This is a genomic window from Nocardia sp. NPDC058658 (genome assembly GCF_042716665.1).
Taxonomy (GTDB): domain Bacteria; phylum Actinomycetota; class Actinomycetes; order Mycobacteriales; family Mycobacteriaceae; genus Nocardia.
Genome location: NZ_JBHXRR010000025.1, coordinates 77921 through 99526, shown reverse-complemented (window position 1 = coordinate 99526; position 21606 = coordinate 77921). Strand labels below are relative to the sequence as shown.

The window sequence follows — 21606 nt, the reverse complement described above, 5'->3', positions numbered from 1 at the left end:
CGGGAATCAAAGTCCTGACAGCTACGAGCGGTCGCTCTCAGCGGTAGTCGCCTGAGCCGCATAGCCCCCTTGTCCACCGTTCGGGGGGAACCTCAGCCTTCGGTATCGGCCTTGATCGTCTGCATCGACCCGGAACGGTCGAGCAATACCGCAATCAGCGTGCGATCGGAATCAGTCATGTGTGCGAACACCCCCGTGTCGGTTGGATAAGCAATTCCCACCGTACGCCGAGAAATTCGCCCGCAGGACCGGCGAAAAGAAGTCGCCAAGCTATCGCCAAGCCCAGATTTCTACCTTTCCCACCATGGGACCAGTACTCGCATTCCACCGCATCTCCGACGAAGACGCCGCCCGCATCACCGCCGATGCCGAGGCCGCATTCGACCTGATCGACGCCATCGACCGCACGGACGAACCCGCAGGCGACATCGACAAGGCGTGGGACGGCCTGCGATACCTGCTCGAAGCAGCAGGCATCGACCTCGACTTGATCCGCGACCTCGACCCATGGGCAGGCGACGGCGAACCACGCGTCTGGACGGCCGACGAGGTATCCACCGCCGCCCGCACCATGACATCGACCCCGTTCACCGTCCTCGACGCGCACTTCGACCCCGAGGTCATGGACGACAACGATGTATACCCGGACATCTGGGACACCGACTTCAGCCGCGACTTCCTCCGGGAACACTACGAAGGACTGCGGAGCTTTCTCACTTTCGCCGCCGAGAAGAACTCCCCCGTGCTCACCCGATTCGAATAACGGTTACGGCCCTGCGATCACGCGGGACTGTCAGTGGTCATTGATAGCTTCGAACGAAACCGAGGGAAGGAAAGTTGTTGTGGGGGTAATCATGTCGTTCAACAGGGTGAGCGCGGCGGATCTGGAACTGGTGATGAAGCACAAAGATTGCGCGGAGGAGTTTCTCGACGGCTATACGCCGCCGGAAGCCGATCCGGATGGATGTCTGGACAAGTCATGGGCCGGGCTGAAGTACCTGCTCGAGGCCGCGGATACGGGCATCGACCTGTTCTTCACTCCGAGGCCGCTGCCCATCGACGGGTACAGCGGATGGGATCCGGAGGATGTCGCTTACACCGCGGAACTGCTGGGAAAGACGTCATTCGACAAGCTCGCCGCGCACTACGACCCGGCCGCAATGGACACGACCGGCGTTTATCCCCGGATCTGGCTCCGCGACGGCAACGACGGCCTCGGTTACCTCCGTGAGAACTACGCCCGCCTGGTCGAGATATTCGAGCACGCCGCCCGTCATCAGTCCGGGCTCCTGCAGAGCTTCGGCTGATCCAGAAAGCGAAAAAGCCCGCCCCCTGAAACTCCAGGGGGCGGGCTTTTCGGTTCAGCTGATTACTCGCCGGAGGCTGCGGCTTCGGGCGCGGTGCCCTCGGCTGCGCCGGTGAGGACTACCTCGGGCTTGTCGTCGCCCTTGGTTTCCTTGGTCAGCTTGGTCTTGCCGGTGAAGGTGAACTTGGCGTCTTCGCCGAGGCCCTCGCCGTTCCAGCCTTCGACGTCGACCATGATGGTCTGGCCTGCGCCGATTTCGCCGAAGAGGATCTTCTCCGACAGCTGGTCCTCGATCTCGCGCTGGATCGTGCGACGCAGCGGACGCGCGCCGAGGACCGGGTCGAAGCCGCGCTTGGCGAGCAGGCTCTTGGCCTGATCGGTCAGCTCCATCGCCATGTCCTTGTTCTTCAGCTGCTTCGAGACGCGGGCGATCATCAGGTCGACCATCATCACGATCTGTTCGCTCGTGAGCTGGTGGAAGACGATCACGTCGTCGATGCGGTTGAGGAACTCGGGGCGGAAGTGCTTCTTCAGCTCGTCGTTGACCTTGAGCTTCATCCGCTCGTAGTTCGAACCCTCGGCGTTGGACTGGGTGAAGCCCAGGCCGACAGCCTTGGAGATGTCGGAGGTGCCCAGGTTCGAGGTGAAGATCAGCACGGTGTTCTTGAAGTCGACCGTACGACCCTGACCGTCGGTGAGACGGCCGTCCTCTAGCACCTGCAGGAGGGTGTTGTAGATCTCCTGGTGCGCCTTCTCGATCTCGTCGAACAGCACCACCGAGAACGGCTTGCGCCGCACCTTCTCGGTGAGCTGGCCGCCCTCCTCGTAGCCCACGTACCCGGGAGGGGCACCGAACAGACGAGAAGCGGTGAAGCGGTCGTGGAACTCGCCCATGTCGATCTGGATGAGCGCGTCGTCGTCGCCGAACAGGAAGTTCGCCAGCGACTTGGCGAGCTCGGTCTTACCGACACCCGAGGGGCCGGCGAAGATGAACGAGCCCGACGGACGCTTGGGGTCCTTCAGACCGGCGCGAGTGCGGCGGATCGCCTTGGAGACGGCCTTGACGGCATCCTCCTGGCCGATGATCCGCTTGTGCAGCTCGTCTTCCATGCGGAGCAGACGGGTGGTCTCCTCCTCGGTGAGCTTGAAGACGGGGATGCCGGTCCAGTTGGCGAGCACCTCCGCGATCTGCTCGTCGTCGACCTCGGCCACGACGTCCAGATCACCGGAACGCCACTGCTTCTCCCGCTCGGCACGCTTGGCGACGAGCTGCTTCTCCTTGTCGCGCAGACGCGCGGCCTTCTCGAAGTCCTGCGCGTCGATAGCGCTTTCCTTCTCCCGACGAGCATCGGCGATCTTGTCGTCGAAGTCGCGCAGGTCCGGCGGAGCGGTCATCCGGCGGATGCGCATGCGCGCGCCCGCTTCGTCGATCAGGTCGATCGCCTTGTCCGGCAGGAACCGGTCGTTGATGTAGCGGTCGGCCAGGGTGGCGGCGGCCACGAGGGCGCTGTCGGTGATGGAGACCCGGTGGTGCGCCTCGTAGCGGTCGCGCAGACCCTTGAGGATGTCGATCGTGTGCTCGACGGTCGGCTCGCCCACCTGCACCGGCTGGAAACGGCGTTCCAGGGCGGCGTCCTTCTCGATGTACTTGCGGTACTCGTCGAGGGTGGTGGCACCGATGGTCTGCAGCTCGCCACGGGCCAGCTTCGGCTTCAGGATCGAGGCCGCGTCGATGGCGCCTTCGGCAGCACCCGCGCCGACGAGCGTGTGCAGCTCGTCGATGAACAGGATGATGTCGCCGCGGGTGTTGATCTCCTTGAGCACCTTCTTGAGGCGCTCTTCGAAGTCACCGCGGTAGCGGCTGCCCGCGACCAGGGAACCCAGGTCGAGGGTGTAGAGCTGCTTGTCCTTGAGGGTCTCGGGGACCTCGCCGTTGACGATGGCCTGAGCCAGGCCCTCGACGACAGCGGTCTTACCGACACCGGGCTCGCCGATCAGCACCGGGTTGTTCTTGGTGCGGCGCGACAGAACCTGCATCACGCGCTCGATTTCCTTCGAGCGACCGATGACGGGGTCGAGTTTGCCTTCCAAGGCCGCCTGAGTGAGGTTGCGGCCGAACTGGTCGAGCACCAGCGACGTGGACGGAGTGCCCGCCTCGCCGCGCGGACCGGCGCCCTCGACGGGCTCCTTGCCCTGGTACCCGGACAGCAGCTGGATGACCTGCTGACGGACACGGTTGAGGTCGGCGCCGAGCTTGACCAGCACCTGGGCCGCGACGCCCTCGCCCTCGCGGATGAGGCCGAGCAGGATGTGCTCGGTACCGATGTAGTTGTGGCCGAGCTGCAGCGCCTCGCGCAGGCTCAGCTCCAGCACCTTTTTGGCACGCGGGGTGAAGGGGATGTGACCGGACGGCGCCTGCTGGCCCTGCCCGATGATCTCCTCGACCTGGCTACGCACACCCTCCAGCGAGATGCCAAGGGACTCCAGCGACTTCGCCGCCACGCCCTCGCCCTCGTGGATCAACCCAAGCAGGATGTGCTCGGTGCCGATGTAGTTGTGGTTGAGCATCCGGGCCTCTTCTTGGGCCAGGACAACGACACGCCTCGCGCGGTCGGTGAACCTCTCGAACATCGCTCCCTCACTCTCCTGCTCCGACATTCTGGCAACAGACGCCGCAGTATGCTCGATACAACCTAGGGCGTCGGACCGACAAGTTTCGTCGTCAGCCTGCCATGAAGCCCGGGGGTTGCGGCCCCCGCCATCCACTCTAGTTGGCAGGGGATTGCACCGCCGCCGGTCCACCCTATTGAGGACCGGCGACAACATGGTCACTCACTCACAACGCGCACGTCGCGGCATTCGTTTCCTGTTCAGTTTTGCCTGTAGCGAAATCGCGTCAGGACGGCCGATCGACACAGCCGCGGCAGCGTTCCTCAGCCGCGCACGGCCGGAGCGAAGGCGTAGGTACGCTCATCCGGTGAAGGGTGGGACGAATTCGCACGGCACCGAGGCCTGTCTGGCGGGATCGAGGGCGTTGAGGACGTGACCGGCCGCGCGCGGACTGCCCGCGATGGCCAGGTGTTCCGACCAGTCCTGCGCGCACCCGTCCTGCACGACGATAGACGTGGCATTCGGGCCGGTGACCAGCCCCGATGTGTGCGGGACGACCAGCTCGTCGATGGCGGAGACGATATTGGTGTAGCTGACGCGCGGGTCGTAGACGCCGTCGGCGTTGAGCGCGGTCATGAAGGGCGAACCGGTGAACATCTGCCCGCAGGCCTGACACAGCGACGAACTCACCGCGTCGAAGGCGGGCCCCACACCGAGCGCCCGGCTGAAGTGGGCGATATCGCCCGCCCCGAACGCGTTGGTGCCGAGCCAGGGCGGCGCGATCGCGACCAGCTTGCCGACCTTGTCCGCGCCGCCGAGCCGCTTGATGTAGAAGTTGCCGACGATATTGCCCTGTGAATGGGCGATCAGGTCGACACGTTCGGCGCCGGTGCGGGCCAGCACCCCGTCGACGAAGGCGGAAACCTCGGCGGCACTCTGCTCGATGGGACGCATGCCGCCGATCGCCGAAATGGGCCACGGGAGCCCGTAGGCGCCGTAGGTGAGGGTGAATACGCAATAACCCTCGTTGGCCAGCAGCGGGGCATATACGCCCCAGTTCGTCTGCCCTCCGCCGCCGGTGCCGTGCAGCAGGACCACCGGGTCGGGATGTTCGGGTGACGGGACGCAGTTCGGGTCGTTCGCGCCGGGCAGCGAGCCGCCCGGGTTGGTGAGCTCCGGTGGAATGCCGGCGAAGAAGTTGTAGTCGACCGGGAGGGGCTGGGCCGACGCGGTGGCGGGCAGGCAGGCGAGCAGAGCCGCCGCGGCGAGCACCAGAAGCGAACTACGTCGCATGAACGACTCCTCACTAGAACGTGTTCCACTTATCATGGAACACGTTCTAGTGATCGCGTGGCGCTACTGCGTGGAAATCATCGACCCCGGTGCTGCGAGCCGTCCGGCGCACCGGCGACCGGAGCAGCGGACTGCTGCGAAAACTGCTGTCCGGCAACAGGACCGCCGTGCTGAGCGTAAGCCTGCCCGCTCGGCTGCGAAACAGCCTGTCCCGCAGCAGCATCGGCGGACTTACCGTGCTGCACCCCGGCGACGAACATCGCCCCGCACAGCACCAAGAACGACGCGGCGGTCAGAATCGTGCGGGCGATGTTCCAGCGGACCCACGCCGACTCGTAATCGGCACGGACAGCGGCGGTGTCGGCAATCGCCGCGGGATCGCCTGCCGCATCCAGCGCCTCGTTGAGCGGCACGTTCAGCGCCGCCGTGACCGCGAAGGCGATCACGCTGAGCGCCAAGGCGATTCCGATCCAGATCAGCGTCGCACGGTGGTCGCCACCGAGGTGCAGCGCCGCGGCCAACGCGGTGAAACCGACGGTGCCCATGAACGCGAACATGAACCAGGGGTTGATGATCACGATGTTGACCTTCTGCATGACCTCGATCAACGTGCGGTCGGAGGTGCGCGCCAGTGCGGGCATCACCGAGATCGCGTAGGCGAAGAACACTCCCGCGACAAGTCCGGTGCTGAGCAGCGCCAGCACCATGGTGGCCATCCGAACTGCGAACATGCGATGTCTCCTCCACTCGTGGTCCGGAGCTCGATCTGGGTGCTCCGGTGATACGAGTAAGTCAACCGCCCAGCGCCCGTCCGCGACATAGTTCAGGCGCTCACCGACCTACGCGAGCGTCGCGCTCACAAATCGTGGTCGGAGATCATTCCGCTCTGCATGGCCAGTGCGGCCAGCCGGGTGCGCTTCTGGTTCTGCGGCAGGTTCTCCACCCCGAACTTCGAGAACAGCGCGCGCAGATGGGTTTTGATGGCATCGATGGAGAGGAACAATTCCTCGGCGATCTGCTGATTCGACGCGGGCGTCGCGAAGCCGGTGCCGTGCTTGTACGGACGGCACAGCGCGATCAGCACCGCGCGCTGGGTATCGGTGAGCGAGCGCATCGTGGGGATGGACCCGGAGGCGGTGTGGGTCGCGTCGTCGACGACCCCGCCGAAATCGAAGAAGTGCACGAGCGTGGTCCCGACCCGAATCCGGTCACCGGGACTCAGCCGACGGCGTCCGACCAGTCGCTCGCCGTTGACGAAGGTGCCGTTGCGCGAAAGGCCGTCGTCGATGATGGTCCAGTGCGCGCCGAGATGTTCCACGGCGGCGTGCAGACGCGACACCTCGGCGTCCCAGGCCAGGACCAGATCGGCCTGCACATTGCGGCCGATGGTGACCCGCTGCTGACCGGCCTCCAAGGCCAATTCGTGCTGCTTACCGGTGTCGTCGGTGTACCGCAGAAAAGAGCTCACGCCACAACACCGTCGGATACTCGAAACACCTTGTGCACGGCCAACAGTCTACGTCCCCGATCACCTCGAGGGGCAGGCAGGCGGGGCCGCGAACTCGCGGCGCCCGCACCACCGATAACTCAACTCTTGCCGACCTCTTTGTTGTAGGCGTCGGTGATTTCTGCCGAGATACGGCCGCGGGCCGAGACCTTGTGGCCCTTACGACGAGCCCATTCGCGAATTGCGGCGCTCTGTTCACGGTCCATGGAAACGCGGCTCTTGCCCTGCGGTGCGGGTGCGCCTGCGGCCTTCACCCGGCGACGGCCACTCACGCGGCGGGCGTTGGCGACCCACTCGTCGAGGCCTTCACGCAGGCGCGCCGCATTAGCGTCCGACAGATCGATCTCGTACGACACCCCATCGATAGCGAACTCGATGGTTTCGTCCGCGATGGACTCACCGTCGACATCGTCGATCAGGCTAACGGTGACCTTCTTTGCCATGAGATGAACGTCCTCTCGAAATCGTCAAGCCTGCCTCCAGGCCGAATACCCGAGGCAAGAATACCCCGAAATGCGAAATTTCCAACATGGGGTCTTCACCCCATGAATTCACTGGTCAGCGACTAGTGGGTCGAACAATCGGGAACAGGATCGTTTCCCGGATTCCAGAACCTGTCAGTGCCATCAACAAGCGGTCGATTCCCATACCCGTTCCGGTGGTCGGCGGCATGCCGTGTTCCATCGCGGTGAGGAAGTCTTCATCGAGCACCATGGCCTCGTCATCACCGGCCGCGGCCAGCCTCGCCTGGTCGACGAACCGTTCGCGCTGGATCACCGGATCCACGAGTTCGGAATAGCCCGTTGCCAACTCGAAGCCGCGAACATAGAGGTCCCACTTCTCGGTGACACCGGACTTGCTGCGGTGCTGACGGGTGAGCGGTGAAGTCTCCACCGGGAAGTCGCGAACGAAAGTCGGCGTGTAGAGCTTGTCGCCATACGCGTGTTCCCACAGTTCTTCGACCAGTTTCCCGTGACCGTAGCCCTTGCCGGTCGGAATTTCCAGACCCACCCGATCGGCGAGTACCAGCAATTCCTCGACCGTGGTTTCCGGAGTCACCTCGACACCGATCGACTCCGACAGCGAGGGGTACATCTCGACGGTGGTCCACTCGCCACCGAGATCATATTCAGTGCCGTCGGCAAGCGTCACCAGAAGAGTGCCGAATGCCTCTTGCGCGACTTCCTGGACCAATTCCCGGATCATCTTCGCGGAGTCGTCATAGGTGCCGTAGGCCTCGTAGGTTTCCAGCATCGCGAACTCGGGAGAATGGGTCGAGTCGGCGCCTTCGTTGCGGAAGTTCCGGTTGATCTCGAAGACCTTCTCCAGGCCACCGACCACGCAACGCTTGAGGAACAGCTCCGGCGCGATACGCAGGAAAAGGTCCATGTCCAGCGCATTGGAATGGGTGACGAACGGGCGCGCGGCGGCGCCACCGTGGATGGTCTGCAGCATCGGGGTCTCGACCTCGAGGAAACCGCGACGCTCGAGCGCGTTGCGCAGCGCACGGACCACATTCACGCGGGTCCGCGCCATTTCCCTGGCCTCGGGACGCACGATCAGGTCGACGTAGCGCGCACGCACACGCGATTCCTCGTTCATCTCCTTGTGCGCCACCGGCAGCGGGCGCAGCGACTTGGCCGCCATCGACCAGGAATCGGCCATCACGCTCAATTCGCCGGTGCGCGAAGAGATGACCTCGCCGTGCACGAACACGAAGTCACCGAGGTCGACGTCGGCCTTCCAGGCAGCCAGCGCGTCGGCACCGACACCATTGAGGCTGATCATCGCCTGCAGCTTGGTGCCGTCGCCTTCCTGCAGCGTAGCGAAGCACAGCTTGCCGGTATTACGGACGAAAATGACCCGGCCCGCGATACCGGCCTGCAGACCGGTCTGGGTGTCGGCTTCGAGATCCGGGTAGGCGGCACGGATTTCGGCGAGCGTGTGGGTGCGTGGGACCACCACGGGGTAGGCCTCACCGCCCTCGGTGAGCAAACGTTCCCGCTTGTCCCGGCGAATCCGCATCTGCTCGGGAACATCGGTGTCCACAGCGGGAGTGGCGGCGCGGCCGGGTGCGGCGGGGTTAGGAGTGCTCACGTTCGACAACATTAGCGGTCGCTAGAAATGGATTTCCCCCCGCTCCCCCGCCTCTCCGCGTATTCAGCGTGCCGTCCGGGAGCACGACTGGTCAGCTCTTGGGCTCACGTTTTGCGCGCGGCGGCTAGGAGGTGGGTGGGGAGTTACCCATGTGCTCGCGAAATCAGTGAGGCACTTCACAATTGGGGGCACGATTTTACAGTGACTCCCGCGTTTACAGCGAGGCCAGCGCGCTGACCTCACGGGCGAAATGTGGCACACCAACACCGACGGTCAACAGTCCCGCCGACTTCAACGCCTGGTAACCGCCGATCACATCGCTGGCCCGGTGCAGTCCCAACTCCTGCAGCGCGGCCGCCGCCAAACTCGACGTGTAACCCTCCGAGCAGAAAATGATCCATTCCACATCGTGATCGACAGCGAGGGCCAAGCGTGCCGACGAGGTCGGATCCAGGCGCCATTCCAGAACATTGCGCTCGATCACCAGCGCGCCCGGCAGCGCTCCTTCGCGCGCTCGCTGGGCGGCGGGGCGGATGTCGACCAGAATCGCGCCACGCTCGAGCGCGGCGGCCACGTCGTACACATACACCCGGCGCAAACGCGCGCGAGCCTTCTCGAGCATCTGATCAATCGTCAAACGGCTCATCACAGATCACCTTCGGGCTGGTCGGTGAGGACGGTTTTGGTTCGGCGCAGCGTGCCGTGGCCGGTCACTTCGTAATACGACATCGCCGACAGCGGCGGGGAATAGGCGTGCACGCTCAGGGTGGGCTCGAGCGGGCCGACGGATTCGGCGGCGACGGGCGCGCGCACCACGTCGTGCACCCAGCCGATCGGGAACGACGCCTGATCACCTGCGGCGAGCGTGCGCCTGCGTAACTCCGTGCCATTCCAGCGGTATTCGGAAAGGGCGCCGCTGAGCACGGTGAGGGCACCGAGCGAGCCGGCGTGATCGTGTAAATCGGTGAATTTGCCCGGCGTCCAGCTGATCAGCCAGACATCGACCTCGTCGTCGTGCGAAAGGCGGGTCGCCCAGCGCTCGTCGGCGGGCCAGATGCCGTCGGCCGGGAGGAGGTGGTCGTAGCGGCCGGACAGGACGTCTTCGGCGCCTTCGTCGGTGAGTCGCAGCAGGTCAGCGGGCCGCAACCGGGTGGGAAGGGCCGAGGCGACGGCCCGGTCGAGCGGGGGCGTCGCGGAGTATTCGTCGCGTGCCGACGGAAGGGAAAGGACAGAGGAACGCATGAGCGCATCTCCAGAAGGTGAGAATCGGTCGAGGGGAAAACGTCAGCCTCGAACTGTCGAGGCAGATTAGCCTCGACAACACTCCTGGGTGCTCACACGGAAGATCACGATCGCTACTTTAGCAGACACTATTTCTTGTTGCGCTCGTAAACATGCCGAAGACCGGTCAGTGTGAGGTGCGGAACATGCTGGTCGATGGTTTCGGACTCCGGCACGATCAGCGGGGCGCCCGCCCCCGTGGCGACCACGGTGACATCGGTACCGGCGAACGCGTCGAATTCGTCGCGAATGCGGTCGACAAGGCCGTCGACCAGCCCGGCGAAGCCGAAGATGGCACCGGACTGGATGCACTCCATGCTGTTCTTGCCCACCACCGAACGCGGCCGCACCAGCTCCACGCGACGCATCGCACTGCGTTCCACCAGCGCTTCGGCGGAGATCTCCACGCCCGGCGCGATCACGCCGCCGAGGAATTCGCCCTTGGCCGAGACCAGGTCGACACAGATCGCTGTGCCGAAATCGACGACGATCGCGGGGCCACCGAAGCTGCGGAAAGCGGCGAGGCAGTTCACGATGCGGTCGGCGCCGACCTCCTTGGGATTGTCGACCAGCAGCGGAATGCCCGTTCGCACACCGGGTTCCACCAGCACGTGCGGCACATGCGACCAGTACCGCGAGAGCATGGTGCGCAGTTCGCGCAGCACCGGCGGCACGGTGGACAGCGCCGAGACGCCGACGATCTGGTCGAGATCGGCGCCGACCAGGCCGCGCACCTGCATCGCGAACTCGTCGGCGGTGATCAGCGGATTGGTGTGAATTCGCCAGTGCCGCACCAGTTTCGCGTGTTCACCGCTGCCCGAGAACAAGCCGAGTTCGATGCTCGTGTTGCGGACGTCGATCGTCAGCAGCATTGTTCAAGCCCCCCGCCGCGCTCAGACGATCGACAGGGAACGCGGTGAGGTGAGGCCGGAGCCCTCGGGCGCGTGCGCGGGATCGGAGCCCAGCTCCATCGGGCGGTTGCGCTCGTCGACGAAGACCACCTTGGGCGCGTAGTCGCGCAGCTCGGCCTCGTCCAGCTGACCGTAGGCGATGAGAATGACCAGGTCACCGGGGTGCACGAGGTGGGCGGCGGCACCGTTGATGCCGATCACGCCCGAACCGCGCTCGCCCGCGATCACATAGGTCTCGAGGCGGGCGCCGTTGTCGATGTCGACGATGCACACCTGCTCACCCTCGAGCAGGTCGGCGGCGTCCAGGAGGTCCTGGTCGACGGTCACCGAACCGACATAGTGCAGGTCGGCGTGGGTCACGGTGGCACGGTGGATCTTCGACTTCATCATGGTGCGCAACATCGTCGTCGCCTTTCAGTGCGCCTGCGAGGCAGGCAGGGAATTCGCGTCGGGGTGGCCGTCGATCTGGGCACCGAGCACTACGGGGGCGTTGTCGATCAGGCGGGTGTCGCCGAGTTTGGCGGCGACCAGCAGGCGGGCGTTGCCCTGGGCGGGGACCGGGCCCAGGTTCGCGTCGCGCAGTTCGAGGTAGTCGACATCGAGGCCGTCGACGGCGTCGAGGACCGCGCGGGCGGTCTCCAGGACAGCATCCGGGCCGAGGCCGGCGGCATGTCGACCGGCGGCCAGCGCGGCCGAAAGGGCCAGCGCCGACTCGCGCTGAGTGGCGTCGAGGAAGCGGTTGCGCGAGGACAGCGCCAGGCCGTCGGCCTCGCGGACGGTCGGGTAGGCGACGATCTTGGCGTCCATGTTCAGGTCGCGCACCATCTGCCGGATCAGCGTGAGCTGCTGGTAGTCCTTCTCACCGAAGTACGCCTCGGAGGCGTGGGTGATGTTGAGCAGCTTCGCGACGACGGTGAGCATGCCCGCGAAATGCGTTGGCCTGCTCGCACCTTCGAGATCGTCACCGAGCGGGCCCGGGTGGATCGTGGTGCGCATGCCGTCCGGGTACATATCCGACACACTCGGCGCGAAGACCAGATCGACGCCCTCGGTGCGGAGCAATTCGAGGTCGGCGTCGAGGGTGCGCGGGTACGCGTCGAGGTCCTCGTTCTCGCCGAACTGCAGCGGGTTGACGAAGATCGAGACGATCACGACCTGATTGTTGAGCTTGGCCTGCCGGATCAGCGCGAGATGACCCTCGTGCAGCGCGCCCATCGTCGGCACGAAACCGACGGTGCGACCGGCACCGCGCAGCGCCTTGGCCACGGTGTCGAGGACCTCGGGGTTGTGGTGCACGGTCAGGACGCCGGGCTTGTAAGCGCCGGTGGCGCGGGCGCCGCCCTGGTGGTGATGCACTTCTCGGGGTTCCATCAGTGGCCTTCCTTGGCGAGGAGCTCCAGCAGTGCCGGATCGGTTTTGGCTAGTTCGGCGGTGCGCAGCGAATTCGCGCGGTACGCCTCGGCCAGGCGGTGGTCGACCTGCGCGAGTGCGGCGAGATGGGCGGCGACGGCGTCGACATCGCCGCGGGCGACCGGGCCGGTCAGCGCGGCTTGGCCGCGGCGCAGGGCGTTGTCGAGGGCGGCCGAGGCCAGCGGGGCGAGCAAGCGTTCGGGCAGGCCGCCGGGCTGGTCGTCGACCAGGGGCTGGCCGAGCAGGCCGGGGCCCGACAGGGATTCGCGCAGGGCCGCGACCGCGTCGACGATGACCGTGACCAGGTGATTACTGCCGTGCGCGAGGGCTGCGTGATAGAGCGAACGCTGATCCTCGTCGACGCGCACCGGCTCACCGCCCATTTCGATGACCAGGGCCTGCGCGATGGCGTAACCGACCTCGTCGGCGGCGGTGACGCCGAAGCAGGCGTTGGCCAGGCGGGCGATGTCCTCGTCATGGCCGGTGAAGGTCATGGCGGGGTGAATGGCGAGGCCGAGAGCGCCCTGTTTGGTGAGCGGCTCGAGAATCGCGACGCCGTTCGCGCCGGAAGTGTGCACGACGATGGTGCCGGGGCGGACCACATTCGCGCTCGCCAGGCCGCGAACCAGGCCTGCCAGTTCGGCGTCAGGGACGGCGAGCAGGAGGAGTTCGCTGCGCTGGGCGATCTGCTCGATCGGCAGGACCTCGGCTTCGGGCAGCCGGGTACGCGCGCGGTGCACCGAGGCGTCGGAGATCGCGGCGACACCGAACACCACGTGGCCGGCTCGCTCGAGCGCTACGCCGAGTGCGGAACCCACTCGTCCCGCCGAGACGATTCCTACCGTCAGACGTGCGGGCGCTGGGTCGATACTCGAATTCGCGCCATCGGAATTGACACTTCTCGAGGTCAACGTTGTCCTCTCGATTTGCGTTCCAGTCCCGCGGTGCGGGTACCAGACGTTACGAGTCGAGGATAGAGGTGCGTGTGGTCCCCGCGCCATCACCCCACCCCGTGATCTAGCTCTCCCGCCTCTCCGGGTCTTTGAGCCAGACCTAGGAGGTGTGAGCTGAGGCGTTGGCGGCCGGCGGTGGGTGATGGGTGGGTTTGCTCGTACCCGGGGAGTTACCGATGTTCTTGCAAGATCAGTCGTCGCGAGAACATCGGTCAGCGGGTGGATTCGGATTCTAAGTTGGCCATGATGTCGGCTACCGAGAGGCGGGCGGTGCCTTCGGTTTCGGCGCGACGACGGCGGCGAGAGCTGGTGCCGACGGAGGGGGCCTTCTCGGGGCGCTCGGCCGGGGGGTTGGCGGGCTCGGGCTCGGCCGGAGCGGGCTCGGTGGCGGCGACCGGAGCTGGGACCGACGTCGCCGCAGGGGCCGGGGTGGGCTCGGCCGTTGCCACGGCGGCTGGGACTGGCGTCGCGGCGGGGGCGGTGGCAGGTGCCGGAGCGGGGTCGGCCGCAACGGGAGCTGGGGTGGGCGCGGCGGTGGTCGGCTTGCCGTTGCCGTTTGCCTTCGTGCCGTTGGGGGTCGGCTCGGGCACCTCGCTCACCTTGCGGGTGTGCGGGGAGGACAGACGGGGCGGAGGCGTCTTGGAGGACGACTTCGCGGGTGCGGGTGCAGATACGGGCGCCGACTCGGTGGCGGCGGCCTGTTGGGCTTCGGCGTACTCGTCGAGCTGGATCGCGGAGGTCTCGGCCGTGACCGGGTCGTCGTAAGGGTCGGCGAAATTGGCCGAAACCGGTTGCATGAACACGGGTTTCAGCGCGCTGGGTGGTTGCTGCCACGGGCCGAACCAGGCGGCGTTGGCATCCACAGGGCTATCGTCGAAATCGTGGTCCGCGTCGTCGAAAGCGTTGAACTCACCGGCGGGTAGCGCGTCGATCCGCACGGCGTCGGCCTGCAACGCGACCTGCTCTTCGGGCAGGGCACCGTCGAACAGGACCTGCAGGTTCTGGCGCAGCAGGGTCAGCTCGGCGCGCAGGGCGGCGATTTCGGAGGAGTCGGCGCCGACTTCGGCACGCACCCGCGCCTCGACACCCATCTCGTACTCACGCCGGGCGTTGATCTCACGCTCGAGCTGCAACTCGTACACCGTCTGCAGATCGCGCACCTTCGCCTTGTCGACGGCCGCGTCCTTGCGGTAGCGGGTGGCCGCGAGCGCGCCGATCACCGCTGCCCACAGGGCTGCTACCAGGCCGATCCGCACGTACTGGACGTTTTCGCTGAAGATCAGGAAAACGCTTGCCGTCAGACCGAGCAGGATGAGGAAACCGACGAAGAATTTTCCCGCGTCGTCCCGCCGTCGTCGGGGCGCCGTGCTGCGGGAGGGTGAAACCATGAGGGCCAGGGTAGCCGGAATCGGCTGGTCGGCCCACCAAAGGCCACAGTGATTCCGTTCGCAAATAGCTATGTAGTAGCGGGGTCGTCGGTCGGGTCCTCTGGCGCCCGGCAGCAATACTCCAGCCACAAAGCCGCAGCAACCAGGGCCGAACCGGCCAGCAGGCCCACCACCGCACCCGGCGAATCGGCAGCAGCCGCGGTCACGGTCCCGCGCTGTGGGAAAACCCACAGCAGGAAACCGAGCCACACACCGGTGGCCAGCGAACCCACCTGCAGCGAAGCCTTCGCCAGCGCCACACCCCTTGCGACGTTGATCGGATGCATCTGACCCGAGCCGTCGCCGATCTGCTCGTCGGCGATCTTGGCCTTGATCGCGAAACCCAACGCCGCCTCGATCGCGGCGACCGGCAGCAGCGAAGCACCCGCGGCCACCGAGATCGTCGGAAAGTTGGAATAGGCGAACCGGGTGGCGATCCAGGCGACCGCGGCGGCGACCACCACGTTCAGCGCGAGGTCGAGTACCCGGGTGGGTTTCAGCACGAGCGGGCGCTTTCGTCGCGTAGCACGAGGTCGGTGCGGATCACGCCGTCTCTTTCGGACTGGTCGAGTTCGGCGAGCAGCTCCGCGATCGGGCGGCTGACGCCGTCGACGAGCAGGTGCGCGGCCGGCTCGACGGCCAGCCACGGGATCAGCACGAAGGCGCGGTTGTGCGCTTGGGGGTGCGGGAGGATCAGCGTGGGATCGGTGTCGCGGGCGATCGGCGCGCCGGTGTTGTCGGCGCACTGAACGATGTCGACGTCGAGAGTCCGTGCGCCCCAACGGATCTCGCGGACGCGGTGCGCGGATTGCTCGAGTTCCTGACCGAAGCGCAGCCACGCGTAGTCGTCGAAAGCTGAATCTTCCGCTACGACAACGGCATTGAGGTAGTCGTCCTGATCGACGCCACCCCAGGGTGCGGTGGTGAAGACAGGCGAGACCGCAATGGTCCGCTCCCCCAGCGCATCCAGCACACTGCGCAGGTGCGCGAGCCGATCACCCAGGTTCGAGCCGATCGACAGCACCGCGCGAGTCATCGCCGCGCCTGCGGGGCCACCGTGCGATACCGGGTCGCCACCACGCGCACGTCTTCGAACGTGTGCGGGATCGGCGCCGACGGCTTGTGCACCACCGCCTCCACCGCCTCGATGCGCGGATCGGCCATCACGTCGTCGGCGATCTCGGAGACCACCGTCTCGATCAGATCGCGCGGCGGACCGGTCACGATACGCACGGCCCGCTCGGCGAGCGCGCCGTAATCGACGGTATCGGCGAGGTCGTCGGAGGCGGCGGCCGCGGCGAAATCGACCCACACCGTCAGGTCGACGACGAACTCCTGGCCGTCCTTACGTTCGAAATCGAACACGCCGTGCCTGCCGAACGCACGCAGCCCACGCAACTCGATCCGCGAGGACGCGGGCCGACCCGCTGGCGGCGGCAGAAGTGGTGAGTTCATCGCGTGACTCCTCGGACGGTGATTCGGGCGGTGGCTGCTCGGCGCCAGGCGTCCGCGACGGCGATGGCGTCCAGGGAGGCGCGGACGTCGTGGACTCGGACGCCCCAGGCGCCATGGGCGGCGGCCAGGGCGGAAAGGGTGGCAGTGGCGGTTTCGCGGCCGTCAGGCGGGCGGGGGCCGGACTGGTCGGCGAGGAGGGCACCGAGGAACCGTTTGCGGGAGGCGCCGATCAGGATCGGGAGGCCGTCTGCGACCAGTTCGGGCAGAGCCGCGAGAAGTTCCCAGTTGTGGTCGGCGTTCTTGGCGAAGCCGAGGCCGGGGTCGAGGATCAGGCGGTCGGGGGTGACGCCCGCGGCGACGGCCAGGTCGACCTGGGTGGCGAGTTCGGCGCGCACCTCGGCGACCACGTCGTCGTAGTGGTCGGCGGGGCCGATGTGGCGGTAGTCGGCGGCGGCACGCCAGTGCATGAGAATCCATGGCACGCCCGCTTCGGCGACGACCTTCACCATGTTCGGGTCGGCGCGTCCGCCGGAAACGTCGTTGACGATCGAAGCGCCCACCGCCAGCGCGGCCTCGGCGACCTCGGCGCGCATGGTGTCGACGCTGGTCGGCACGCCCGCGGCGACCAGCCCCCGGATCACCGGGGTGACCCGTGCGACCTCGGCAGCCGGATCGACCCGGTCGGCGCCCGGCCGGGTGGACTCGCCGCCCACGTCGACGATGTCGGCGCCCGCCTCGTACAGCTCGACACCGTGTGCGATCGCGAGTTCGGGATCGAGGTAGCGACCGCCGTCGGAGAAAGAATCAGCGGTCACATTGACGACCCCCATGACCACGCACGAGCGCTGGTCGCGGGCGGTCACCAGTGGTTGGCTCATTTGCGCAGGATCAGGTCCAGCGCCTCGGATCGCGAGGCGGCATCGGTTTGCAGCTGGCCGCGCACCGCCGAGGTGGTGGTGCTGGCGCCGGGCTTGCGGATTCCCCGCATGGCCATGCACAGGTGCTCTGCCTCGATCACCACGATCGCGCCGCGCGGGTCGAGCCTGCGCATCACCGCGTCGGCGATCTGGCTGGTGAGCCGCTCCTGCACCTGGGGGCGCTTGGCGTAGAGATCGACGACGCGGGCCAGCTTCGACAGGCCCGTCACGCGACCGTGCGGGCCGGGGATATAGCCGACGTGCGCGACGCCGTGGAACGAAACCAGGTGGTGCTCGCAGGTGGAGAACATCGGGATATCGCGGACCAGGACGAGTTCCTGATGGCCCTCGTCGAAGGTGGTCGCCAGCACGGCGTCGGGCTCGGTGTAGAGCCCGGCGAACATCTCCCGGTAGGCCCGCGCCACCCGCGCGGGGGTGTCGAGCAGACCGGGCCGGTTCGGGTCCTCGCCGACTGCGATCAGCAGTTCACGCACCGCGTTCTCGGCTCGCAGCTGATCGAACGGCGCACCGGTCGCCAGCGCCGTCAGCACCGACGGACTCGTCGCACCGAGTTCACCCGCCGGATCGAGATCCTGCTTGTTGGCCGACACCTTCTACCTCCGTAATTTTTGCGGCTGGCGCCGCGGGTTCTCGGCCCTGTATCCCGAGAACCAGAGCCGAAAAGCCGATCACCACCCGGCATTCGACGGAACAAGCGTTGGCCTGAAAACCGAGCCGAAAAGCGGGCGACCACCCGCAGGATTCGACGAAACAAGCGTAGTCCGAGGACCGAGGCCGAACGCCGAAGTTATCCGGCGTTCGGCGGTCGAGCGTAGTTGGGCACCGGTCACTGGCGACCGTTCGGCCCTTCCCAGTGCTGGTTCTCCTGGTCGGAATCACGCGCGGGCGGCTGCGGCTGGGCACCCCACGGCTGGAAGCCGTCGCTGGCGTGCCGAGGCTGGGGCTGTTCGGGACGGCCCCAGGCACTGCCCTGATCCTGCGGCGGCTGGGGCTGCTGCTGCGGTTGCTGCTGCTGCTCGTCGCGCGGCGGCCAACCGGGAGCCGACCAGCCGGCGGGAGCGCCGTAATCCGGTCGCGAACCGTGCGTTCCCGACTGCCGGGGGAACGCCTGGGTCGGCGCGGCGGGCAGCGGGTAACCGGAGGCGGGCGGTGCGGGCTGGCCGTAGGGCTGGCCCGGGTACCCGTTGGGGTCGACCGGCGGTGCGCCGTTGGGGACCGGAACCGGCGCGGGCTGCACCGGCGGCCACGGCTCGCCACGCTCCACGGCCAGCTCACCCGGGGTCTTCACCGGCGGCTTGTCCGACGGGTGGCGGTCACCGAAATCGTTGAACGCGGTGATGCGCGGACGCTTCTCCACACCGGCGAGGATCTTCTCGAGGTCCTTGCGGTGCAGCGTCTCGCGCTCGAGCAGCGCGGTGGCCAGGGTGTCGAGCTGCTCGCGGTATTCGCTCAGGATCGACCATGCCTCGGTGTGCGCGGCCTCGATGAGGTTGCGCACCTCCTCGTCGATCTCGCGGGCGACCTCGTGCGAATAGTCGGCCTGCACGCCCATCGAGCGACCGAGGAACGGGTCGCCCTGCTCCTGGCCGTAGCGCACGGCGCCGAGGCGGGCACTCATGCCGTACTCGGTGACCATGCCGCGAGCGATCTTGGTGGCCTGGTCGATATCGGAAGAGGCACCGGTGGTCGGCTCGTGGAACACCAGTTCCTCGGCCGCGCGGCCACCCATCGCGAAGACCAGCCGGGAGATCATCTCCGAGCGGGTCATCAGGCCCTTGTCGTCCTCGGGCACGGTCATGGCGTGACCGCCGGTGCGACCGCGGGCCAGGATGGTGACCTTGTAGACGGGCTCGATATCGGGCATCGCCCATGCCGCCAGGGTGTGACCACCCTCGTGGTAGGCGGTGATCTTCTTCTCGTGCTCGCTGATGATGCGGCTCTTGCGGCGCGGGCCACCGATCACGCGGTCGACCGATTCCTCGAGCGATTCGCCGGTGATGACCGAACCGTTCTCACGCGCGGTGAGCAGCGCGGCCTCGTTGATCACGTTGGCCAGATCGGCGCCGGACATGCCGACGGTGCGCTTGGCCAGACCCTCGAGATCGGCGTCCTGGGCGATCGGCTTACCCGCCGAGTGCACCCGCAGGATAGCGCGGCGACCGGCCAGGTCGGGGTTGCCGACCGGGATCTGCCGGTCGAACCGGCCCGGGCGAAGCAGCGCGGGGTCGAGGATGTCGGGCCGATTGGTGGCCGCGATCAGGATGATGTTGGAGCGATCGCCGAAGCCGTCCATCTCGACGAGCAGCTGGTTGAGCGTCTGCTCACGCTCGTCGTGCCCGCCGCCGAGGCCCGCACCGCGCTGGCGGCCGACCGCGTCGATCTCGTCGACGAAGATGATGCAGGGACTGTTCTGCTTGGCCTGCTCGAACAGGTCGCGCACGCGGGAGGCACCGACACCGACGAACATCTCGACGAAGTCCGAACCGGAGATGGTGAAGAACGGCACACCCGCCTCACCCGCGACGGCGCGAGCCAGCAGCGTCTTACCGGTTCCGGGCGGCCCGTAGAGCAGCACGCCCTTGGGGATCTTCGCGCCGAGTGCCTGGTAGCGGGCCGGATTCTGCAGGAAATCCTTGATCTCGTACAGCTCTTCGACGGCCTCGTCGGCACCGGCCACATCGGCGAAGGTGGTCTTGGGCATGTCCTTGGTCAGCAGCTTGGCCTTGGACTTACCGAAGCCCATCATGCCGCCGCGACCACCGCCCTGCATCCGCGACATCACGAAGATGAACAGGCCGACCAACAGCACCATCGGCACGATGAACAGCAGCAGCTGCGAAAGCCAGCTCTCCTGCTTGACCACGGTGTCGTAGGGCGCGCCGGACTTCTGCACGGCGTCGAGGACCTGCGCGGAGTTCTCCCCGCCGCTGGGGTACTTGGCGACGATCTTGGCATTGTTGCTCGTGGCGTCGTTGCCGTTGTTCAGTTCGATGCGGAGCTGCTGCTCCTTGTCATCGATCTGCACGTTCTTGACGTTCGCTTTGTCCTCGAGCTGGGCCAGCGCAACGGAAGTGTCGACACTCTCCCAACCGCGCGTGTCATCGCTGAGAAAGCTGAACAGCCAGATCATGAGCATGATGCCCGAGATGATCGCCAAGGTGCGAAACACTGTCTTGCGGTTCATAGAGCGTCGGCCGGACGGCCCAGTCCTTTCCGGTTATTACTCCGGGTGTGCTTGCGAAGCGTCGAGATCGGCGGGTTTCGGATGCGGACATGCCACGTTACCGCGTACGGTCTAGTTCGATACATCGCGCTGTTCGGCTGCTGGTGCAGTTGCACTGGTAAACGGCCGGAGAACGCAAGTGGTTCCCGAACGCTTCGACCGGGTTGTGGCAAGTGGCCACAATCATGTCATGCCCGCCTTATCGTGGGCGACGACACAACTACAGCGCAGGGGGTATTGAGATCGTCGAGCTACGAACACCCACAGCGATTCTGCGCCACGGCGGTGGACGGCTCGTCGTCCTCCGGCCGGGTACCGACGGCGAACGTGTTCTCGACGTTCCCATCGCCGAACTGCTCAAGGTGCGCCTCAACCGGCGTGCCGACGAGGCGGTGGTGATCGAGATCTACCTGCGCTATCCCACCGCGGTCCTCACCGGCGTTCCCGCCGACCGCACACCGCTTCCGGTGCTCATCGCCGAGCACGACGTGCCTGCCGCCCTCGGCATCGTCGACCGGATCAACGACCAGATCATGGCCACTCAGCGCATCGACGTTGCCGCGCCCGATCTCACCCCGCCCGCGCCCGAGTGGGGCAAGTCGGGGCCGACCCGCGCCGATGTCGAGCGCGCCGTGCGCCGGATGGCCCCGCGCAAGGACGCCCGTTCGGCGGTCAACGCGCTGAATCGATATGTCACCCCCGACGAATACGTGCTGGAAACCGCCATCGCGGTCGCCGCACCGCCAGCGGGATCGGGCACCGGCCTGCTCGCGGCGACTACCACCCGGGTGCTGTTCATCTCCATCGGCACCGGCGAACGCTATGCCTTCGAATTGGCGGTGGCCGCGATTCTGGGCGCCCGCACGGTCGAAGGCACGCGCTCGGCGCCCGGCGAGGTGGATACCCGCCACGGCGGCTCCGGTGTCGACATCAGCGACGGCAATCGCACACTGCATTTCGCGGGCGTGGATCGCGCCGATACCGAACGTGTGACCTGCGCGGTGAATTTCGCCGTGCGCAGGCAGGCGGCCGACGGCGCGCCAGGGCCTGCCGATCCGGGCGTCAATCAGCTGTACGCGGAATGGGAATTACTGGTCGAGCGGCATTCGCTCGGCATGGTCGACGACACCCAATTCCAGCGCTACGGCCGAGGAATCCTGCGCAGCTTGTAGCTACCGGCGGCCGAACCGAACGA

At 66.5% G+C, this 21606-nt stretch carries 22 protein-coding genes; 3 read left to right on the top strand and 19 right to left on the bottom strand.

The window, feature by feature from the left end; genetic code table 11:
• Positions 1-304 precede the first annotated feature (304 nt).
• Both ACFWUP_RS26760 and ACFWUP_RS26755 read left to right on the top strand, forming a co-directional pair.
• Complete coding sequence (locus ACFWUP_RS26760) at positions 305-763, top strand: YfbM family protein (RefSeq protein WP_379238727.1); 459 nt, start codon at positions 305-307, stop codon at positions 761-763.
• Positions 764-854: 91 nt separating this feature from the next.
• Positions 855-1307, top strand: coding sequence for a YfbM family protein (locus tag ACFWUP_RS26755; RefSeq protein WP_379238726.1), 453 nt, complete (start codon positions 855-857; stop codon positions 1305-1307).
• A gap of 62 nt (positions 1308-1369) precedes the next feature.
• Here ACFWUP_RS26755 and ACFWUP_RS26750 read toward each other — a convergent pair whose 3' ends face one another.
• The 19 genes from ACFWUP_RS26750 to ftsH form a co-directional block, all read right to left on the bottom strand.
• Complete coding sequence (locus ACFWUP_RS26750) at positions 1370-3937, bottom strand: ATP-dependent Clp protease ATP-binding subunit (RefSeq protein WP_379238725.1); 2568 nt, start codon at positions 3935-3937, stop codon at positions 1370-1372.
• Positions 3938-4276: 339 nt separating this feature from the next.
• Positions 4277-5209 carry an esterase/lipase family protein gene (locus tag ACFWUP_RS26745; protein WP_379238724.1) on the bottom strand — a complete coding sequence of 311 codons (933 nt, stop codon included), beginning with the start codon at positions 5207-5209 and terminating at the stop codon, positions 4277-4279.
• A 77-nt stretch (positions 5210-5286) separates the two neighbouring features.
• On the bottom strand, positions 5287-5940 hold the full coding sequence (locus ACFWUP_RS26740) for a DUF1772 domain-containing protein (protein ID WP_379238723.1): 654 nt from the start codon (positions 5938-5940) through the stop codon (positions 5287-5289).
• Positions 5941-6065: 125 nt separating this feature from the next.
• Positions 6066-6677 carry an FHA domain-containing protein gene (locus ACFWUP_RS26735; RefSeq protein ID WP_379238722.1) on the bottom strand — a complete coding sequence of 204 codons (612 nt, stop codon included), beginning with the start codon at positions 6675-6677 and terminating at the stop codon, positions 6066-6068.
• 119 nt (positions 6678-6796) lie between these two features.
• Positions 6797-7159, bottom strand: coding sequence for an Lsr2 family protein (locus tag ACFWUP_RS26730; RefSeq protein ID WP_266297504.1), 363 nt, complete (start codon positions 7157-7159; stop codon positions 6797-6799).
• Positions 7160-7274: 115 nt separating this feature from the next.
• Positions 7275-8741 carry a lysine--tRNA ligase gene (gene lysS, locus ACFWUP_RS26725; RefSeq protein WP_379238734.1) on the bottom strand — a complete coding sequence of 489 codons (1467 nt, stop codon included), beginning with the start codon at positions 8739-8741 and terminating at the stop codon, positions 7275-7277.
• A gap of 286 nt (positions 8742-9027) precedes the next feature.
• Complete coding sequence (locus ACFWUP_RS26720; RefSeq protein WP_379238733.1) at positions 9028-9450, bottom strand: rhodanese-like domain-containing protein; 423 nt, start codon at positions 9448-9450, stop codon at positions 9028-9030.
• Positions 9451-9458: 8 nt separating this feature from the next.
• Complete coding sequence (locus ACFWUP_RS26715; RefSeq protein WP_379238721.1) at positions 9459-10055, bottom strand: cysteine dioxygenase; 597 nt, start codon at positions 10053-10055, stop codon at positions 9459-9461.
• Between the two features lie 128 nt (positions 10056-10183).
• Entirely contained in the window at positions 10184-10966 is a 783-nt protein-coding gene (locus ACFWUP_RS26710) for a type III pantothenate kinase (protein WP_379238720.1), read from the bottom strand.
• Between the two features lie 21 nt (positions 10967-10987).
• Complete coding sequence (gene panD / locus ACFWUP_RS26705) at positions 10988-11407, bottom strand: aspartate 1-decarboxylase (protein WP_379238719.1); 420 nt, start codon at positions 11405-11407, stop codon at positions 10988-10990.
• Between the two features lie 12 nt (positions 11408-11419).
• Positions 11420-12376 (bottom strand): pantoate--beta-alanine ligase, encoded by a 957-nt coding sequence (gene panC / locus ACFWUP_RS26700; RefSeq protein WP_379238718.1) that lies wholly within the window; start codon positions 12374-12376, stop codon positions 11420-11422.
• Positions 12376-13416, bottom strand: coding sequence for a Rossmann-like and DUF2520 domain-containing protein (locus tag ACFWUP_RS26695; protein ID WP_379238717.1), 1041 nt, complete (start codon positions 13414-13416; stop codon positions 12376-12378). Before ACFWUP_RS26695 ends, panC begins: the two co-directional genes overlap by 1 nt.
• Positions 13417-13580: 164 nt before the next feature.
• A complete protein-coding gene (locus ACFWUP_RS26690) occupies positions 13581-14756 on the bottom strand; it encodes a DUF6779 domain-containing protein (RefSeq protein ID WP_379238716.1) in 1176 nt (391 codons plus the stop codon).
• 68 nt (positions 14757-14824) lie between these two features.
• Positions 14825-15298 carry a DUF3180 domain-containing protein gene (locus ACFWUP_RS26685; RefSeq protein ID WP_379238715.1) on the bottom strand — a complete coding sequence of 158 codons (474 nt, stop codon included), beginning with the start codon at positions 15296-15298 and terminating at the stop codon, positions 14825-14827.
• The gene (folK, locus tag ACFWUP_RS26680; protein WP_379238714.1) at positions 15292-15831 is read right to left on the bottom strand and encodes a 2-amino-4-hydroxy-6-hydroxymethyldihydropteridine diphosphokinase; all 540 of its coding nucleotides are present in this window, start codon (positions 15829-15831) and stop codon (positions 15292-15294) included. The genes ACFWUP_RS26685 and folK overlap by 7 nt, the downstream gene beginning before the upstream one ends.
• A complete protein-coding gene (gene folB, locus ACFWUP_RS26675; RefSeq protein ID WP_379238713.1) occupies positions 15828-16250 on the bottom strand; it encodes a dihydroneopterin aldolase in 423 nt (140 codons plus the stop codon). Before folB ends, folK begins: the two co-directional genes overlap by 4 nt.
• Positions 16247-17128, bottom strand: a complete 882-nt coding sequence (folP, locus tag ACFWUP_RS26670) for a dihydropteroate synthase (RefSeq protein WP_379238712.1) — start codon at positions 17126-17128, stop codon at positions 16247-16249. Before folP ends, folB begins: the two co-directional genes overlap by 4 nt.
• Complete coding sequence (gene folE / locus ACFWUP_RS26665; RefSeq protein WP_379238732.1) at positions 17125-17718, bottom strand: GTP cyclohydrolase I FolE; 594 nt, start codon at positions 17716-17718, stop codon at positions 17125-17127. Before folE ends, folP begins: the two co-directional genes overlap by 4 nt.
• A 296-nt stretch (positions 17719-18014) precedes the next feature.
• Positions 18015-20372 carry an ATP-dependent zinc metalloprotease FtsH gene (ftsH, locus tag ACFWUP_RS26660; RefSeq protein ID WP_379238711.1) on the bottom strand — a complete coding sequence of 786 codons (2358 nt, stop codon included), beginning with the start codon at positions 20370-20372 and terminating at the stop codon, positions 18015-18017.
• A 224-nt stretch (positions 20373-20596) separates the two neighbouring features.
• Between ftsH and ACFWUP_RS26655 the strand changes: the two genes are divergently transcribed.
• Complete coding sequence (locus ACFWUP_RS26655; protein WP_379238710.1) at positions 20597-21583, top strand: hypothetical protein; 987 nt, start codon at positions 20597-20599, stop codon at positions 21581-21583.
• Positions 21584-21606 lie beyond the last annotated feature (23 nt).

Excerpts from the sequence above, each read along its gene's own strand:
- ftsH (WP_379238711.1), bottom strand. The coding sequence starts at position 20,372 with ATGAACCGCAAGACAGTGTTTCGCACCTTGGCGATCATCTCGGGCATC.
- folK (WP_379238714.1), bottom strand. The coding sequence starts at position 15,831 with ATGACTCGCGCGGTGCTGTCGATCGGCTCGAACCTGGGTGATCGGCTC.
- ACFWUP_RS26715 (WP_379238721.1), bottom strand. The coding sequence starts at position 10,055 with ATGCGTTCCTCTGTCCTTTCCCTTCCGTCGGCACGCGACGAATACTCC.
- folB (WP_379238713.1), bottom strand. The coding sequence starts at position 16,250 with ATGAACTCACCACTTCTGCCGCCGCCAGCGGGTCGGCCCGCGTCCTCG.
- ACFWUP_RS26695 (WP_379238717.1), bottom strand. The coding sequence starts at position 13,416 with ATGGCGCGGGGACCACACGCACCTCTATCCTCGACTCGTAACGTCTGG.
- ACFWUP_RS26730 (WP_266297504.1), bottom strand. The coding sequence starts at position 7,159 with ATGGCAAAGAAGGTCACCGTTAGCCTGATCGACGATGTCGACGGTGAG.
- ACFWUP_RS26740 (WP_379238723.1), bottom strand. The coding sequence starts at position 5,940 with ATGTTCGCAGTTCGGATGGCCACCATGGTGCTGGCGCTGCTCAGCACC.
- ACFWUP_RS26755 (WP_379238726.1), top strand. The coding sequence starts at position 855 with ATGTCGTTCAACAGGGTGAGCGCGGCGGATCTGGAACTGGTGATGAAG.
- ACFWUP_RS26710 (WP_379238720.1), bottom strand. The coding sequence starts at position 10,966 with ATGCTGCTGACGATCGACGTCCGCAACACGAGCATCGAACTCGGCTTG.
- panC (WP_379238718.1), bottom strand. The coding sequence starts at position 12,376 with ATGGAACCCCGAGAAGTGCATCACCACCAGGGCGGCGCCCGCGCCACC.
- folP (WP_379238712.1), bottom strand. The coding sequence starts at position 17,128 with ATGAGCCAACCACTGGTGACCGCCCGCGACCAGCGCTCGTGCGTGGTC.
- panD (WP_379238719.1), bottom strand. The coding sequence starts at position 11,407 with ATGTTGCGCACCATGATGAAGTCGAAGATCCACCGTGCCACCGTGACC.
- ACFWUP_RS26690 (WP_379238716.1), bottom strand. The coding sequence starts at position 14,756 with ATGGTTTCACCCTCCCGCAGCACGGCGCCCCGACGACGGCGGGACGAC.
- ACFWUP_RS26760 (WP_379238727.1), top strand. The coding sequence starts at position 305 with ATGGGACCAGTACTCGCATTCCACCGCATCTCCGACGAAGACGCCGCC.
- ACFWUP_RS26745 (WP_379238724.1), bottom strand. The coding sequence starts at position 5,209 with ATGCGACGTAGTTCGCTTCTGGTGCTCGCCGCGGCGGCTCTGCTCGCC.
- lysS (WP_379238734.1), bottom strand. The coding sequence starts at position 8,741 with ATGCGGATTCGCCGGGACAAGCGGGAACGTTTGCTCACCGAGGGCGGT.
- ACFWUP_RS26655 (WP_379238710.1), top strand. The coding sequence starts at position 20,597 with ATGTCATGCCCGCCTTATCGTGGGCGACGACACAACTACAGCGCAGGG.
- ACFWUP_RS26750 (WP_379238725.1), bottom strand. The coding sequence starts at position 3,937 with ATGTTCGAGAGGTTCACCGACCGCGCGAGGCGTGTCGTTGTCCTGGCC.